Origin of the sequence: Mycolicibacterium stellerae (genome assembly GCF_003719305.1) — a bacterium.
GTDB classification, from domain to species: domain Bacteria; phylum Actinomycetota; class Actinomycetes; order Mycobacteriales; family Mycobacteriaceae; genus Mycobacterium; species Mycobacterium stellerae.
The window spans coordinates 489,766-504,805 of the sequence record NZ_RARC01000002.1; the positions used below are offsets into that span (position 1 = coordinate 489,766).

General features: G+C 64.0%; 13 protein-coding genes. 4 read left to right on the forward strand and 9 right to left on the reverse strand.

Annotated features, from left to right (window positions below):
- Nucleotides 1-61 precede the first annotated feature (61 nt).
- From D6M19_RS05185 to D6M19_RS05200, 4 genes are all read right to left on the reverse strand, one after another.
- Nucleotides 62-1,069, reverse strand: a complete 1,008-nt coding sequence (locus D6M19_RS05185; RefSeq protein WP_123024074.1) for a DUF4331 family protein — start codon at nucleotides 1,067-1,069, stop codon at nucleotides 62-64.
- Nucleotides 1,070-1,195: 126 nt separating this feature from the next.
- Complete coding sequence (locus D6M19_RS05190) at nucleotides 1,196-2,710, reverse strand: MFS transporter (RefSeq protein ID WP_123024159.1); 1,515 nt, start codon at nucleotides 2,708-2,710, stop codon at nucleotides 1,196-1,198.
- 49 nt (nucleotides 2,711-2,759) lie between these two features.
- Entirely contained in the window at nucleotides 2,760-4,904 is a 2,145-nt protein-coding gene (locus tag D6M19_RS05195) for an oxidoreductase (RefSeq protein WP_234834699.1), read from the reverse strand.
- Nucleotides 4,905-4,970: 66 nt separating this feature from the next.
- On the reverse strand, nucleotides 4,971-5,495 hold the full coding sequence (locus D6M19_RS05200; RefSeq protein WP_123024075.1) for a hemerythrin domain-containing protein: 525 nt from the start codon (nucleotides 5,493-5,495) through the stop codon (nucleotides 4,971-4,973).
- A gap of 166 nt (nucleotides 5,496-5,661) precedes the next feature.
- Here D6M19_RS05200 and D6M19_RS05205 point away from each other — a divergent pair, with 166 nt between their 5' ends.
- Entirely contained in the window at nucleotides 5,662-8,520 is a 2,859-nt protein-coding gene (locus tag D6M19_RS05205; protein ID WP_123024076.1) for an MMPL/RND family transporter, read from the forward strand.
- 17 nt (nucleotides 8,521-8,537) lie between these two features.
- Here the strand turns inward: D6M19_RS05205 and D6M19_RS05210 are convergent, their stop codons facing one another.
- From D6M19_RS05210 to D6M19_RS05230, 5 genes are read right to left on the reverse strand one after another with little or no spacing between them, the layout of a single operon-like run.
- Nucleotides 8,538-8,933, reverse strand: a complete 396-nt coding sequence (locus D6M19_RS05210; RefSeq protein WP_123024077.1) for a DUF732 domain-containing protein — start codon at nucleotides 8,931-8,933, stop codon at nucleotides 8,538-8,540.
- Complete coding sequence (locus D6M19_RS05215) at nucleotides 8,930-9,598, reverse strand: GntR family transcriptional regulator (RefSeq protein ID WP_123024078.1); 669 nt, start codon at nucleotides 9,596-9,598, stop codon at nucleotides 8,930-8,932. The genes D6M19_RS05210 and D6M19_RS05215 overlap by 4 nt, the downstream gene beginning before the upstream one ends.
- Nucleotides 9,599-9,642: 44 nt before the next feature.
- Nucleotides 9,643-10,626 carry a transketolase family protein gene (locus D6M19_RS05220; protein ID WP_123024079.1) on the reverse strand — a complete coding sequence of 328 codons (984 nt, stop codon included), beginning with the start codon at nucleotides 10,624-10,626 and terminating at the stop codon, nucleotides 9,643-9,645.
- A complete protein-coding gene (locus tag D6M19_RS05225; RefSeq protein WP_123024080.1) occupies nucleotides 10,623-11,459 on the reverse strand; it encodes a transketolase in 837 nt (278 codons plus the stop codon). The genes D6M19_RS05220 and D6M19_RS05225 overlap by 4 nt, the downstream gene beginning before the upstream one ends.
- Nucleotides 11,459-12,802 (reverse strand): MFS transporter, encoded by a 1,344-nt coding sequence (locus tag D6M19_RS05230; protein ID WP_123024161.1) that lies wholly within the window; start codon nucleotides 12,800-12,802, stop codon nucleotides 11,459-11,461. The genes D6M19_RS05225 and D6M19_RS05230 overlap by 1 nt, the downstream gene beginning before the upstream one ends.
- 193 nt (nucleotides 12,803-12,995) lie before the next feature.
- Between D6M19_RS05230 and D6M19_RS05235 the strand changes: the two genes are divergently transcribed.
- The 3 genes from D6M19_RS05235 (at nucleotide 12,996) to D6M19_RS05245 (ending at nucleotide 15,032) form a co-directional block, all read left to right on the forward strand.
- The gene (locus tag D6M19_RS05235) at nucleotides 12,996-13,823 is read left to right on the forward strand and encodes a sugar phosphate isomerase/epimerase family protein (protein WP_123024081.1); all 828 of its coding nucleotides are present in this window, start codon (nucleotides 12,996-12,998) and stop codon (nucleotides 13,821-13,823) included.
- Nucleotides 13,824-13,831: 8 nt separating this feature from the next.
- The gene (locus D6M19_RS05240; protein ID WP_123024082.1) at nucleotides 13,832-14,602 is read left to right on the forward strand and encodes an SDR family NAD(P)-dependent oxidoreductase; all 771 of its coding nucleotides are present in this window, start codon (nucleotides 13,832-13,834) and stop codon (nucleotides 14,600-14,602) included.
- Nucleotides 14,603-14,732: 130 nt separating this feature from the next.
- A complete protein-coding gene (locus D6M19_RS05245) occupies nucleotides 14,733-15,032 on the forward strand; it encodes a hypothetical protein (RefSeq protein WP_123024083.1) in 300 nt (99 codons plus the stop codon).
- Nucleotides 15,033-15,040: the final 8 nt, after the last annotated feature.

Genomic DNA, 15,040 nt, shown 5'->3' on the forward strand with positions numbered 1-15,040 from the left:
AAGAGGCAGCCGCCTCAACCGCCCTCGTTTGTGGACGCGTCAGCGATTTGGTGAGGAGAACCTACTGGTGCGGCGGCCCCAGATACGGAAAGTCGGTGAGCGTGTCCGTGTGCGGGCTCAGACCCGACGGCGGACACTCACCCTTGGTCAGGAACGCCAGCCGGTAGTCGATCACGTCGTCGGTGAAGACCCGTCCGTTCGGATACTTCGCCGGCTTCGACGGGTCGAAGGTCAACATGTCGGGCAGGGTGCCTTCATTGTCGATCGCCTCGATGGCTTCTTCGCGCGAGTACCCTCCGGTGTGTCCCAGCTGGTGGATGAACATGTCGATCCACCGCTCGCGATCACCCACCGGCTCGCTGGCGTTGTACTCCTCTTTGGTGTCGTCGGTGTTGAAGAAGCTGCTGACCGACGGATGCCCGGCGCGGTCGACATGGACGAGTTCGCCGTCGCGGCGAAGGCTGCATCGGCCCCAGATCTTGATGTCAGCGGCCGCACCCAGGAAGTCAGTGGGCATCTCGATGGCGGTGGAGAAGACATTGGCCTCGGTGTTCGAATCCACGCCCGTCCACGGTGACTCGCCGGGCAGGGTGAGGTCGGTGAAATTGCGTTTACCCGAGGTGTCGAAGAGTTCCTTGACGCCGTCGAAGTCGAAAAAGAACGCGTCGCTGCGGGCGCCCGCGAAGAACGAGAAATCCCCGGACGTGGCGATGTGGGGCTCATCGCCGACGAAAGACACCGGAACCGCCGAAAAGATCTGCTCGCCGACCGCTTCTGGCGACTCCGCGTCGTCGTCGGTCGCCAGGTACACGTCGACTGTTTGCCTGCCGTCGACAGGCTCGGAGAAGACATAGCTGAAAGCGATGTCGTTCAATAGATCCCCGTCGTTGTCGACCGCGACACGGTAAATCGCGTCGGGATGAAGGGGTCCGGCGAGCGGGTTGGCGTTGAGGATGATGACCGTCCGTGACGGATCCGACGGCGACACGAATGCATAGAGATCGCACAGATCCAGTCGCTGGTCTCCAAGCGGCGGCCCGAGGCTGAGGCCGGTGAAGTGGTTGGACATTCGCGGATGTCCCTTTCGCTCGATGGGCAGACGGCTACCGCAAGCTACCGCCGCCCGATTGCGGCGTCGAGTCGAACCGGCGAATTCGTGTTCGGCTGGTCGCGGTCACTCGCTTGGCGGGCCGCCTTAGGGCGAATAAGGCCGGGTTGCCCCTTCGGCACGCACTGAACCGGTGCGGCCCCGCGCGCCTGCGACCGAAAGTGGGGTCGCGATGTCTTCCAGCGATTTACCTTCGGCATCGACGGCGAGGAACCAGGCCACCAGTCCCCCGGCCATCATCACTGCCGCCCCGAGTAAGTAGCCGAGGAACAACATGAACGGGTCGGAGCCGTCGCCGATGAGCGCGCCGTAGATGACCGGACCGAGGGCCCCGAAGCACTGGGCGATGGCGAAGAACACGGCGATCGCCTTCGCCCGGACCTCCAGCGGAAAGATCTCGCTCACCGTGAGGTAGGCCGCGCTGGCCCCGGCTGACGCGAAATAGAAGATGACGCACCACGCAATGGTCTGGGTGATGGCGCTGAGCAGGCCGGCGTTGAACAGGACTGCGCTCACAGCCAGAAGCAGACCCGAAAGCAGGTAGGTGCCCGCGATCATCTTCTTGCGGCCGATGGTGTCGAAGAAGTGCCCAATCGTCAACGGGCCCAGAAGGTTTCCAACTGCGAATGCAATCAGGTAGAGCGGCGTCGCCTCAGAAGCCACCCCGTAGAACTTGCCGAGCACCAGGGTGTAGGTGAAGAAGATCGCGTTGTACAGGAACGACTGGCTGATCATCAGCGATGCGCCAAGAATCGATCGGCTCGGGTACTCGCGGAAGAGCACTCGGGTCAGCGCCAGGTAGCCGATCTTCTCGGTTGGCTGCAGGTCGATGGCCTTGCTTTCGTCAACCGCGGGCAGCTCGACACCGGTGGCCTCCACCTCGTGCTCGATTCGCGAGATCGAGCTCTCGGCGTCCTCTACGCGACCGTTCATCACCTGCCAGCGCGGGCTTTCCGGCAGATTCCGCCGGACCAGCAGGATCACCAGACCCAGGACCGGGCCGATCAGGAAGGCCAGCCGCCAGCCCAGGCTCAGGTCCATCTGCTTCAGGAAGATGAATGTGCCGAGTGTGCCGAGGATCGCACCGGCCCAGTACGTGCCGTTGACCGCGATATCGACCCTGCCCCGGTATCGCGCCGGGATCAGTTCGTCGATCGCCGAGTTGATGGCGGCGTATTCGCCGCCGATGCCCATGCCGGCGATGAACCGGGTCACGTAGAGGAAGGCGATCCAACCGCCGCTGTTGCCCAAGGTGAACGCGGTGAGACCGCTGCCCACCAGGTACACGCCCAAGGTGATCAAGAACAGGTTCCGTCGACCGAGCTTGTCGGACAGACGCCCGAAGAACAGCGCGCCGACCACCTCGCCGGCCAGGTACACGGTGGCGAGGAGGCCGACCGCCGCGGAGGACAGGCCGAGGGTCTCGGGCTGGGTCAGCGTCTCGGCCACAGCGCTCGCGATGGTGATCTCCAGGCCATCGAGGATCCAGGCCACCCCCAGCGCGACCACCATCCGCGTATGAAATGACGACCACGGCAGACGGTCGATTCGGGCCGGAATGAGACTGCGGATCACGCTCTGGGTCTCAGCGGACGTCGCCATGGTCGCCTCCTTGCGAACGAGCACAACCGGCGTTCCCCTCACCGGCTGTCTACAAACCTCCCTTTTGCATGCGCGACCGGCCACGGATGGGGAAGTCGTCCGACAACCCCGTGACCTCGCGCCGGATCGCCAGGGCCTGGTCGGCGTCAGCACGTTCGAACTCGCGCCCGGCTTTGTGGCCGGCGTAGACCGCGGCAGCGATGGTCGACGGTGCATCGGCATCGCCGATCCTGCGAACGGAATGCACTCCTGCGCTGTGCCACTCACCGACTCGGGCTTGCAGCCCTCGGTAGAGGTCGTCATTCGGTTGGCGGGCGGTGACCAGCACGACGGAATCTTCGGCAAGCACCGACTCGGCGCCGGTATAGGCACACCTCACCGTCACCGCGTCGCCATCGACGGCGACGAGCGCCTGATTTGTGTGCAGCGCGACACCGGCGTTGATCAACCTGGCTTGGATGCGATCGACCTCCAGCGTGTTCGAGGTCCAGGCCGACACCTGCGGTTTAGGGCAGACGACGGTGACCGCGAATCCTTCGGATGCGAGCAGTTCAGCCAGCACCCCCGCCATGTAGTAGTGGTCATCGTCGAAGATCACCACCCGAGATCCGGATGGGCGCGCACCCGCCATGATGTCGTCGGGCGTCAGCACATTCGCGTGGTCTGCGATGGGGATGGGGTGATGATTCCACCGGCCGACACCGTCGGCGCGCCACGTCGCTCCGGTCGAGATGACGACGTGGGCGAACCCGAAGTCCAGCACATCATCGACGCTGACCGGGCTTTGCCGGTGGACCTCGACGCTATCCAGCTTGCCGAGTTGTTGTTCGCGGTAATCCACAACCCGGATCCATGCCGACAGGCCGGGCAGTGCCGATTCCCGACGAACCCGGCCGCCGAGTTCTCGCCCGGCCTCCAGCAGCGTGACGCTGCAGTCTCGGTGCCCAAGGGTCCTTGCGACTTCCAGGCCTGCGGGGCCGGCGCCGACCACCAACACCGAGTCCGGCTGCTGGGCAGGTGCCGCGAATTCGGGGTGCCAGCCCCGGCGCCACTCCTCACCCATGGTGGGGTTCTGCGTGCAGCGAATCGGGGACGTCGTGTAATCGCCGGAGACGCAGATGTTGCAACCGATGCATTCCCTTATGTCGTCGATCAGGCCCGACTCGATCTTGGTGGGAAGAAACGGGTCCGCGATCGAGGGACGCGCCGCCCCAATGAAATCCATAGTGCCGGAGCGGATCTGGTCGACCATCATGTCGGGGCTGGTGAACCTGCCCACGCCGACAACCGGCTTGGTGGTGAGCTGTTTGAGACCCCGCAGGTGCTCGCTGTGCGATCCCTCCATCGCGAAGCGCGACGGCGACGAGTCGTCAGCCCAGTCACCCACCATGAAGTCCCATAGGTCGGGCAGCTCGGCGAGTTCACCGACTACCTCATCGATGTCATCGCGAGTGAGACCGGGCGAGCCGACCATCTCATCGACGCAGAGTCGCACCGCGACCGCGGCGCGGCCCTGGCATTCCTCGGCGGTGTCCTCGATGAGTTCACGCAGCAACCGCATGCGGTTTCGTAGCGATCCGCCGTATTCGTCGGTCCGGTGGTTGTACCGCGGCGACAGGAAGTGTTGTGCCACACCGAGGTTGTGTGCGGCGTAGACGTACACCAGGTCGTAGCCGGCCTGCAGAGACCGGCGCACTGCCGCGCGATGCCAATCACGCAGTGTCGCGATGTCGGCCTTCGACATGCCGCGCGCTTGAACTGGATGAGCCGAAAGCACCGGTAGGTCACAAGGCCCCATCGGGACCTCTCGCGTGCCCAGATTGGCCACCGCGATTCCGCTGTGGATGAGTTCGATACCGGCCAGGGCGCCGCCGTCGTGGATCGCTTCGGCGACCCGTGCGTGAGCCGGAATATCGAGGTCATGCCAAAGACGTCCTTCGACGTAGGGCGTCACGTCGGTAGTGGGATGAATCTCGACCTCTTCGCTGCACACCACAGCCCAGCCGCCCTCGGCCTTGACCTGCCGCATCGCCGCGAGGGCGGAGATATCCCGGTAGCCCATGCCGTTGCAGTGCGGTACCTGAAAGAAGCGGTTCTTCGCGGTGACCGGACCGATTTTCACCGGTTCGAACAGCACATCGAACCGCGGCTCGCGAGGGCGGCCGTGTTTGCGCACCCATGCGTCCCAGTTCACGATCCTGAGGTTATGCCCCGAACTGTTTCCGCCGCAGCCGCCTTGCACGACGGACGGACGCGCCCGTCAGGAGTTCTGTTCGATGTAGACGCCGGCGTCCTTGTCCCCGATGTCGATCCCCACGCTGGACTCGTGTTCGGCATAGAACCGCAGCCACTGCATGCCCAATTCGTGACGCAACTCCAGTGACGCGCTCTTGATGAAGTCCGGCATGGCTTCACGCTCTTCCTCATCGAGATGCTCACCGTTTTCCTTGCGCGCCGCAATCACGGCCTCGAACCACTCGTCGGAGCCCGGCTCGTGCCCACGCGACGCGCGCACCGCTTCTCGGATCGCGTTGTGATCGGTGATCGCATCTTCGGTTTCGTCCTCCGGATCGCCCTCGGGATTACCGGGGTCGTCTCGCCCGCCGTGCTTCAGCAATGCCGGATAGAAGACCGTCTCCTCGGCGTCGGCATGCGCGTCGAGACGCATACTGAGGACATCCCAGACCGCCGCGAGCTCGTCTGTTGACCTGGCGTCGTCGAGTCGGAAAAACTGGCGACGCAGCCATTCGTGGTCGGCGTATATGAGATCGATGATGTCAGCCATGGGGAAGTATTAGCCGTAAAACAGCTGATCAAACCCGTTCGGTGGACGGCACCGGCGCCAGCGTTGGACCCGAAATGCGTCGCCCGGTCGGCCCGCCGTCGGCTTTTATAGAGAGGGTCTAACATCCTTGAATGAGCAACCGTCGAGGTGAGCGGATGATCGCCTGGTGAGCGCCCCAACCGTCGAGCCCGTCACCCGCGCCGAGCAGCCGCGCAGGAGCGGTATAGCCAAGTGGATACGGCGGTTGGCGGTCCCCATCATCATCGGCTGGATAGCGCTCATCGCGGTGCTGAACGTCTCGGTGCCGCAGCTCGAAGAGGTCGGCAAGATGCAGGCCGTCTCGATGTCGCCCAAAGAGGCGCCGTCGGTCGCGGCGATGATGCGCATCGGCAAGGACTTCGAGGAGTTCGATTCCGACAGCTCGGCCATGATCGTCCTGGAGGGCGACGCGCCCCTCGGTGAGGACGCCCACCGGTTCTACGACGACATGATCGCCAAGCTCCGCGCCGACACCAAGCACGTCCAGCACATTCAGGACTTCTGGGGTGACCCGCTGACAAGAGTCGGGGCCCAAAGCGAGGACGGCAAAGCCGCCTACGTGCAGGTGTACCTCGCAGGCAATATGGGTGAAGCACTTGGCAACGAGTCGGTCATCGCGGCTCAGAAGATCGTCGACGGATTGACTCCGCCGCCGGGGGTCAAGGTCTATGTCACCGGCGGGCCCGCGCTACAGGCCGACCAGGAGAACGCAGGCAACGCGAGCGTCAGGATCATCGAATACGTGACGGTGGGCGTCATCGTCTTCATGCTGCTGTTCTTCTACCGGTCGATCGTCACCGTCCTGCTCGTGTTGACGATCATGGTGTTGAGCCTGTCGGCGACCCGCGGTGTCGTGGCCTTTCTCGGCTATCACGATCTCATCGGGCTATCGACGTTCGCGACCCAGCTCTTGGTGACCCTCGCGATCGCCGCAACAACCGACTACGCGATCTTCCTGATCGGGCGCTACCAGGAGGCCCGCTCGATCGGGCAGGACCGGGAGTCCGCGTATTACACGATGTTTCACGGCACAGCCCACGTCGTTCTCGGCTCAGGGATGACGATCGCAGGCGCCACCTTCTGCCTTTCGTTCACTCGATTGCCCTGGTTTCAAACGCTTGGCATCCCGCTTTTTGTCGGCATGATGGTCGCGGTGCTCGTGGCGCTGACACTCGGGCCGGCGATCATCACCGTCGCGAGCCGTTTCGGACTGCTAGAGCCCAAGCGCGCCATGCGGATTCGATTCTGGCGGCGCATTGGTGCCGCCATCGTCCGGTGGCCGGGCGCGATTCTGACCATGACCATCCTTCTCGCTTTGGTCGGCTTGCTCACCCTCCCGGGTTACCGGCCCAGTTACAACGACCGCAAATACCTACCCTCCGACCTGCCTTCGCAACAGGGATTCGCGGCGGCCGAGCGACATTTCCCCGTCTCCCGGATGAACCCCGAAATGTTGCTCGTCGAAACGGACAAGGATCTTCGCAATTCGGCGGACTTCCTGGTGATCGAGCGGATCACCAAAGCGGTGACGAAGGTGCCGGGTATCGGGAGAGTGCAGTCAATCACGCGCCCCGAGGGTAAACCGTTGAAATTCAGCACGATTCCGGCACAGATGAGCATGAGCGGCACCTTTCAGGAGATGAACCGCTCGTACATGCAGAAGACCATGGACAACATGTTGGTGCAGGCCAACGAGATGCAGACGACCATCGACGCGATGACGAAGATGAGCGCGTTGATGGGACAGATGACCACCATCACGCATTCCCTGGTGGAGCGGATCCGCGACACGACGATCGACACCATGGAATTGCGGGATAACATCGCCGATTTCGACGACTTCTTCCGCCCGCTTCGCAACTATCTGTACTGGGAGCCGCACTGCTATGACATCCCGGTGTGCCACACGGCGCGGGCGATCTTCGACGCGCTCGACGGCACCGACGCCTTGACCGATGACATCCAGGCGCTGCTTCCTGACTTGGAACGGCTCGACACACTGATGCCGCAGCTGCAGGCGATGCTGCCGCCGCAGATCGAGACGATGAAGAAAATGCAGAGGATGATGCTGGAGATGCACTCGACTCAGTCGAGCCAGCAGGATCAGCAGCACGTCATGAACGAGAATCAATCCGCCATGGGTGATGCGTTCAACGACTCCCACAACGACGACACCTTCTACCTGCCGCCGGAGATCTTCAACAACGCAGACTTCAAGCGCGGCATGGACAACTTCATCTCCCCGGACGGCCACGCGGTCCGATTCATCATCTCCCACGAGAACGACCCGCTCGACGCCGACGGCATCGAGCGCATCGACGACATCAAGAACGCTGCATTCGCCGCCATCAAGGGAACACCGCTGGAGGGATCGCGGGTCTACCTCGCCGGCACCGCGTCCACCTTCAAGGACATGCGGGACGGCAACAACTATGACCTGCTGATCGCCGGGGTCGCCGCACTCACGCTGATCTTCGTCGTCATGTTGATCATCACGCGCAGCGTCGTCGCGGCGGGCGTGATCGTCGGCACCGTGGTGATGTCGCTCGGCGCGTCCTTCGGACTGTCGGTTCTGTTCTGGCAGCACCTGATGGGCTTGGACCTGGAGTTCATGGTGATGGCGATGGCCGTCATCATCCTGTTGGCGGTCGGCGCGGACTACAACCTGCTGTTGGTGGCGCGGATGAAGGAGGAGATACCGGCCGGGATCAACACCGGGATCATCCGCGCCATGGGTGGCAGCGGATCCGTCGTGACCGCGGCGGGCCTGGTGTTCGCGTTCACGATGATGTCGATGTCGGTCAGCGCCATGGTCGTCGTCGCCCAGATGGGCACGACCATCGGGATGGGTCTGTTGTTCGACACGTTGGTGATCCGGGCATTCATGACCCCTTCCATCGCGGCGCTCCTCGGCCGATGGTTCTGGTGGCCACAGCTCGTGCGTCCTCGACCTGTACGGGCGAAGTGGCCAAGCGTTTCAGCGTGACGGCGTAGCCCCGTCGGTCAGCAGAGAAAGGCGTCGGCAGCGTCGTAGATGACCGGGGCGTTGTAGGAGCTCGGCATCAGCCCCTCGCCGTGGCTCAGCTCATAGACGATGGAGTCCCGCGAGCGTCCCTGCTCGATCTGTCCGCAGACCCACGTTCCGGTGGGGATCGACGACGGGCCGTCATCGAATTGGCCGTGGCACAAACCATTTACCATGTTGCAGAGGTCGCCGTCATGATCGATCAACCCTGCGAGCTCCAGCATGGCGACGTAGCCTGCGGTGTCGCCGGATGCCGGATCGGCGGACGCAGAGGCTGCCACACCGACGCCAAGCGCTGCCAGGAGAACTGCTCCGATGATGTGTGTGATGGTGGTGATCCTACCGGCGCAACCACCCCGCCAGGTGTCGGTCATGCGGCGCCGGAAACCAAAGTTTCTGCGGCGCCTGCCATGTGGTCGAGCACGGCCGCGGCGGCCTTGGCGCCGTCGCCCGACTCGATGGCGTCCACAATGTCATGGTGCCGTTTGGCGTTCATGTTCTTGATCGCCCGGTCGACGCCGGCGAACATGATCGACATCCGGATGCTGCCTTCGAGCGAGGACCACTGGTGAAGCAGCGTTTCATTGCCGCTGATTTGGCACATGATGCGGTGGAATCGAAGATCGGCTTCGATGCGGTCCTCCAGGTTGGACGCCGTAGAGCGGTCCATATCGTCGACCGCACGCCGCAACGCGGCCACGGCCTCAGCGCGGTCGGGCAGTGCCGCCAACTCGCGGGCCGCCAACGACTCGAGGGCAGCGCGAACGTTGAAGATGTCGCGGATTTCCTTGGTATCGAGATGACGCACCGACAGCCGGCCCCGCGCACCCGCTGAGATCAGACCCTCCTGCTGCAGTTGGCGCATCGCCTCCCGCAGCGTGCCGCGGCTGATCTGCAACGCTTCTGACAATTCGGTTTCGACCAGGTGCGTACTCGGCGCCAGCTGCCCGCTGGTGATGGCCTTGCGCAGCGCGGTCAGCGCCTGCTCGCGCAGGCTGGTCTTCTCCAGCCGCAGCAGCGGATTCGCGTCGACCGACATCCGGCTCCCCTCGATTGTCAACATTTGGTTGTCAACAACCAACCTTACAGCTGCGCGAGCACGGTCGCGACGATCCGCGCCGTCGAGAGGCCGTACCTGTCGTGCAGCGTCGGCAGGGCACCCGCGGCGAGGAACTCGTCCGGCAGCCCGATTGGGGTGATCTGCTTGGCGACTCCGCGACGCACGGCGGCCGACGCCACCGTCTCGAACAGCCCGCCGACGACCGTGTGGTTTTCACACGTCAGCACCAGCCGGTCCGAATCCAACTGCGCCAGCACTGTTTCGGCGTCGAAGGGCTTGATGGTCGGGGTATGGACGACGGCGACGTCCACGTTGTGACTGCTCAACTTGTCGGCTGCCTGCAGTGCCCTCATGGTCATCAGGCCCGAGGAAATCAGCACCACGTCGGCACCGTCACGCAGCACCTTGGCCTTACCGAGCTCGAATGTGTAGTCGTATTCGTCGAGAACAGTTGGCACGTTGCCACGCAGCAGACGCAGGTAGGTCGGCGCGGGATGCTCGGCCAGCTGCGGCACGGCCTGTTCGATGTCTACCGAGTCGCACGGGTCGACGATCGTCAGGTTGGGCATCCCGCGAAAAATTGCGAGATCTTCGGTCGCCTGGTGCGACGGACCGTATCCCGTGGTGAGCCCGGGAAGGCCGCCGATGACGTTCACGTTGAGGTTCGGCTCGGCGATGTCGAGGCAGATGAAGTCGTATGCGCGTCGTGCGGCGAACACCGAGTAGGTCGACGCGAAGGGAATCAGACCGGTTTCGGCCATGCCCGCCGCCGCACCGAACAGGAGCTGCTCGGCCATGCCCATCTGGAAAAACCGATCGGGAAACTCGCGGGCGAAGATGTGCATGTCGGTGTACTTGCCGAGATCGGCGGTCAGCCCGACGATGCGTTCGTCGGCCCGCGCAGCCTTCACAAGCGCGTGCCCGAACGGTGCAGGCGCGGTCTTCTGCCCGGGATCGGCGAACGAAGCGATCATCGCCGACGTCTTCAGTGGGGCAACGGAAGTCATACGAGTACTCCTTCGTGGCCGGCCGTCAGCTGGTCGCGACAGATCTGCCACTCGTCTGCGTCGATGCGCATGAAGTGCGCCTTCTCGCGGTTCTCCAGCAATGGGACGCCGCGGCCGACCCGCGTGTCGCACAGGATCACCGACGGCACGCCGACGGGTTGGCAAACCACGTTGTCGAAAGCGTCGAGCAACGCGTGGACGTCGTTTCCGTCAACACGCTGGGCATGCCATCCGCACGCTACCCACTTGTCGGCGACCGGTTCGGTGCGCAGCACGCCGACGGTGGGACCATCGGCTTGCAGCGCGTTGATGTCCACCATCGCGGTCAGGTTTCCCAATCCATGGTGGGAGGCACCCATCGCGGCCTCCCACGTCGAACCCTCATCGAGTTCTCCGTCGGACAAGAAGTTGATGACCCGCGCGCCGGAACCCTGGTGGCGCAGTCCGAGCGCCATCCCGACCGCAACGGTGAGCCCATGGCCAAGAGATCCACCGGAGATCTCCATTCCCGGTGTGTAGCTCGCCATCCCCGACATCGGCAACCGGGACCCGTCGGAGCCGTAACTCTCGAGCTCAGCGACGTCGATGAGGCCCGCCTCGGCCAGCGCGGCATATAACCCGATGGCGTAGTGACCGGTTGATAGCAAGAACCTGTCTCGGTCGGCCCAGTGCGGATCGTCGGCACGGTATCGCAGTTGGTCGGCATAGACCACGGCCAGCATGTCGGCCGCGCCGAGGGCCTGACCAACGTAGCCCTGGCCTTGGGCCTCCCCCATGTTCAGGGCATGGTGGCGCATGCGATAGGCGGCTTGTCGCACTTTCTCGTGACGCATCAGGCGACCAGCGCATGCGGGTCGGCGGTCTGCGCGGCGGCCTTCTCGGCCAACTGACGCTCGCGTGATCCCCACGTCTCGCGGGTGAGAATCGCGGCCACCAGGCCGATGGCCATGTACCCGCTGAACAGCAGCGCCGGGCCCCACCAGCCGTAGGCCTCGAACAGCAGCGTGGTGATGAAGGGCGTGAAACCCGATGCGATCGCCGAGATCTGGTAGGCCAGCGACGCACCCGAGGAGCGGGTGTTCGCGTTGAACAGTTCGGGGAACCATCCGCCCTGGGAGCCTGCGAGCGCGTTCTGGAACACGCAGTAGGCGATGACGAATGTCGCGATGATGAGGACGAAGATCCCGGTGTTCACCATGACGAACATCAGTACGCCGAACGGGATGCCCAGTGAGCACACCCATAGGTACAGCGGGCGGCGACCGATCCTGTCGGTCAGCTTGGCCCACCCGAAGGTGGCGAAGATGCCGATCCCGGCCGCAACGCACAGCGCGCCGATGGTCTGCGACCTGGTCGCCAACTCGGCGCCCTTCAGGTAGGACAACATGTAGGTGATGGACACTGCGTAGCCGGCCGTCTCGGCGATCCGAAGACCGATGCCGCGCAGAATGTTTCGCCAATCCTTCTTGACCACCTCGACAACCGGCGACTTGACGATGTTGCCCTGTTCCTTGACGTCTTCGAAAACCGGCGACTCCGGCACCTTCGCCCGGATGATCAGGCCCACGATGACGAGGATGATGCTGGCCAGGAACGGCACCCGCCAGGCCCAGTCGCCGCCGAGGTGGATGCTGACGAAGAACACCAGGTTGGCGATGAGCAGACCGACGGGGAAGCCCGCCTGGACGATGCCCGTGTAGCGGCCCTTCTTCCGCCACGGGGCGTGCTCGTAGCTCATCAGGATTGCGCCACCCCACTCGGCGCCGAACGCCAAGCCCTGAATGATGCGCACAGTCACCAGCAGGATCGGTGCCAACACACCGACGGCCGCGTAGGTCGGCAGCAGGCCGATCGCGAACGTGGCCACGCCCATCAGGATCAACGACGCGACCAGCACAGGCTTGCGGCCGACCTTGTCACCGAGGTGTCCGCCGATGACGCCACCGAGTGGCCTTGCGACGAACCCGACGCCCAGCGTCGCGAACGACAGCAGGGTGCCCGCCAGCGGGCTGGAGTTCGGGAAGAACGCGGTACCGAAGTAGAGCGCGGCGGCAGTGCCGAACCCGATGAAGTCATACGTCTCGATCACGGCTCCGACTCCGGAACCGATTGCTACCCGCTTGGCGTCCTTGGTGCCGTGCACCGGACCCCTCATCCTCAGAGCGTCGTCGCTCATGACGGTCATCCTTTCAATCCTGATCTGGCTGGGCAATCAACTTCACTGTCAACGGTCAACAGTGCGCTGCAAATCCAGTGTGACTCCGGGCACAATCAATATCAACAGTCAACAACAATCACGTCATCCGTTGACTGTTAACAGTCGACCACCTAATGTGGTTGTCATCACAAGACCAACAGAGGATCCGCAGATGCCGCCTTTCGACAGCAGACTGGGCTGCTCAACCATCAGCTTCAGGCACCAGCCGTTAGCCGAGGCCCTGGCGACCATCGCCGGCCTCGGGTTCTCCGAGATCGACCTCGGAGCATTGCCCGGCGTCTGCGACCATGTCCCCTACGTCCTCGACATGTCCGCCGTCGAGAACGTCGCACGCTCCGTGATCGCCTCCGGCCTGCAGGTCCGCTCGATCAATGGCGACATCGGTGACCTCAACGTTCCGCTCGCGGACGGGCCGCGGGCCCGCCGCCGGGGCCACCTCGACATGCTCGTGGCGCTCGCCGTCGCCACCGATGCCCGCGCGCTCGTGCTGCCCTGCGGCGCGATCGACCACACCCCTGTCGAATCGCTCGAGACCGACGTCGCACGGGTCGCCGACGAACTCGCCTCGGCAGCCGAGGTCGCCGCCTCCCGGGGCGTACATCTATGGACCGAGTCGCTACACCTTCATCGGCTGTGCTGGAACCTCGAACGTGCGCAGCTGCTCACCGATCGCCTGCCCGCAGGCGTCGGAATCGTCATGGATTTCAGCCATGTCGTCGCATCCGGTGGAGACCCGGTCGAGTTCGTGGCGCGCTTCGGCCCCCGCATCGAGCACGTCCACATCCGCGACGCCGCCCCAGGCAACATCAATCTCTCGGTCGGCCGCGGCACAGTCGACTTCGGCGGCGGGCTGAAGGCGCTCGCGGACGCCGGGTTCGCGGGCCACTTCTCGCTGGAACTCGAAACGCGCGACATCAGCCATGACGAACGACCCTCGGCCGCTGCTGGCGCCGGACACCTGATTTCAGAACTCATCTAAGGAGAACCATGACCACCGAACGCACTGCCGTCATCACCGGCGCGACGTCCGACCGCGGCATCGGCATGACCGTCGCCCAACGCTATGCCCGCGAAGGCTGGGCGGTCGTCATCCTCGACCTCGACGGCGAGAAGTCAGCGAAGGTCGCCGCCGACATCGGTAACCAGTTCGCCGTTCCGGCTTTCGGCCACACCATCGACGTCACCTCTGAGGACTCGGTGACCGCCGCGTACGACGCCGTCGCCGCCGAGGTCGCGGCCGGAAGCCTGCCTCCGGTCGGGGCGCTGGCCAACATCGCGGGCATCACCTCGCCGGTGCCGTTCCTGGAGACCACACTCGAACTTTGGAACACGGTGATGGCCGTCAACGCCACCGGCACGTATTTGGTAACCAAGGCCTTCCTTCCGGACATGATCGAGCACGGCTGGGGCCGCATCGTCAACATGTCGTCGGTGTCCGCGCAGCGCGGCGGCGGTGTGTTCGGCAAGGTTCCGTATTCGTCGGCGAAGGCCGCCATCCTCGGCTTCACCAAGGCCCTTGCCCGCGAGATCGCCGACACGGGAGTCACGGTCAACGCCGTCACACCGGGCGCGGTCGACACCAACATCCGCGTCGGCTCAACGCCGGAGAAGGAAGCCAAGCTGGCCGCCGACATCCCGATCGGCCGTGTCGCCTCCACGGAGGAGATCGCCGCCGTCATCACCTTCCTGTCCAGCCAAGACGCCGGCTACCTCACCGGAACCACCGTTGACATCAACGGCGGCAGCCACATTCACTGAGCCCCGATAACCGCGAGTGGCGGCTAGCACTACCACCGGTTTGGGGGCTGGCCATGGCGACTGCAGCCATCCCGATCGACAGGATCGAAGGTGTCCAAACGACACGACGAACTGAAACCGGGAGAACGCCATGAAGATCAAGAGCCTCGCTGCACCGTTACTGACGGTAGGTCTATTCGGCGGGTTGATCGCCGGCACAGCTGTCTTAACCTCGACCACGGTTCTCGCCGACGGTCCCACATCGACGGCGGTGGATCCCACCTACCCCATCTCAGGAGAAACGGGTGCGCCGGCTGGCGACGCCAAGTACGGCGCGGACCCCTTGGTGCCCTACGGCACCGAGCCACAGGTCCCGATCACACCGGGCTACATCGACCGCAATCACGACGAGGGCGTCACCTCCAACGGCGAAGTCGACTTGCCGTTCTAGGCACACCA